This is a genomic window from Mobilitalea sibirica (assembly GCF_015999265.1).
GTDB lineage: Bacteria > Bacillota > Clostridia > Lachnospirales > Lachnospiraceae > Mobilitalea > Mobilitalea sibirica.
This window is the reverse complement of sequence record NZ_JAEAGR010000035.1, coordinates 1-1,784: the sequence shown is the minus strand read 5'-3', so window position 1 is coordinate 1,784 and position 1,784 is coordinate 1. Positions and strand designations below refer to the sequence as shown.

At 35.8% G+C, this 1,784-nt stretch carries 2 protein-coding genes; both read left to right on the top strand.

Annotated elements, in window-relative coordinates:
- Positions 1-61 precede the first annotated feature (61 nt).
- Entirely contained in the window at positions 62-739 is a 678-nt protein-coding gene (locus tag I5677_RS17040) for a helix-turn-helix domain-containing protein (RefSeq protein ID WP_197662851.1), read from the top strand.
- Positions 736-1,701 carry an IS3 family transposase gene (locus tag I5677_RS17035; protein ID WP_197662850.1) on the top strand — a complete coding sequence of 322 codons (966 nt, stop codon included), beginning with the start codon at positions 736-738 and terminating at the stop codon, positions 1,699-1,701. Before I5677_RS17040 ends, I5677_RS17035 begins: the two co-directional genes overlap by 4 nt.
- Positions 1,702-1,784 lie beyond the last annotated feature (83 nt).

The following is a 1,784-nucleotide window of genomic DNA, read 5'->3' as shown; positions in this document are numbered from 1 at the left end:
TGATAAGATACCTCTTAAGTAGACAAGGGAAATAACCAAAATCTACTTAGGAGGTATTTTTATGTCCAAATCACCACACACTACTGAGTTCCGTGCGAAAGTTTCACAGGAATATCTTGATGGACTTGGTTCCTACAATTATTTATCCGCTAAATATAACATTGGATGCAAAACCTTAAGGGAATGGGTTGCCAAATACAGGATTTATGGAATTGCAGCATTCAGTCAAAAAGCAGGTAACACTTCCTATTTATCTGATTTTAAAAACATGTGTGTTGAAGCTGTTTTATCCGGCGAAGGAAGTGTAGATGATATCGTTGCTACATACAACATATCTTCAAGAGAGGTACTCAGGTGCTGGATAAAGTGTTATAATGCCAATAGAGAACTTAAGGATTATGATCCTAAAAGGGAGGTCTATATGGCAGATGCAAGACGTAAAACAACCATTGAGGAACGTAAAGAAATCGTAGAATACTGTATCAAACACAACCGAGATCTTAAAGGAACCGCAAGCATATATGAAGTTTCATATAGTCAAGTCTATTCTTGGGTGAAAAAGTATGATGCTAATGGAGAAGAAGGCTTATCAGATAAACGTGGTCGTCACAAAACCGATGATGAGGTAGATGAATTAGAGCGTTTACGACGAGAAAATCTCAGGCTTAAACGCCAGCTTGAAGAAAAAGATATGGTAGTTGAATTATTAAAAAAAGTGAAAGAATTCGAAGGGATGTGAGGCTTGGAAAACTGCGCTATGAGTCAAAGTATTTATCTATTAGACATTTTCATGAAGCAAATAAATGGAGTATTGAATGGATGTGTAAACAGCTTGAAATATCTAGAGCAGCTTATTATAAGTGGTTGCACCGTGAAACTCCGGAACAGGAATTGGAAAATATTAAGCTAGCAGAACTTATCAAAGAATACGATGAACGCTTTAATCATATCTTGGGCTATCGAAGAATGACTTCATGGATTAACCACTTCAATCATACTAACTATAGCAAAAATAGAGTTCATAGGGTTATGAAGAAGTGTGGCATCCATTCCGTAATCAGGAAGAAAAAGAAAAAATATAACGCTTCTACTCCTGAGACAATAGCTGAGAATAAGCTTAATAGAGATTTTTATGCAACTGCTCCAAATCAGAAATGGGTTACAGATGTAACCGAGTTTAAAATTCCGGGTGAAAAGAAGAAACTGTATCTAAGTGCTATTCTTGATTTATACGATAGATATCCGATATCATATGTGGTTAGCCGTCGAAATGATAATAAGCTAATATTTAAAACTTTTGATAAAGCAATTGCCTCTAATCCAGATGCAAAACCCGTCTTTCATAGCGATAGGGGCTTCCAATATACAAGTAAAGTTTTTCAAAAGAAACTTAAGGAACAGGAAATAGAGCAATCAATGTCCAGAGTTGGCCATTGTATTGATAATGGTCCTACAGAAGGCTTTTGGGGGATTATTAAAACAGAAATGTATCAAATGTATGAAATCACTGACGAAGCATCATTGAGATATGCAATTCAGGATTATATAAAGTTTTACAGTGAAGAACGCCCTCAAGATAGATATCATTGTAAGACGCCGCTGGAAGTAAGAAAAGAAGCATTATCATCGATGAAACCAAAGGAATATCCTATTCCTGAAAACAAACGAATTGAAAAATACAAAGAAAAATGGTGTGCATAGAAAAACGGTCACACAAATCGTGTGACCGTTCATCAGCACCTAATTTAGATATTTAACATGTCTACTTGACAGGGGGCTTATCA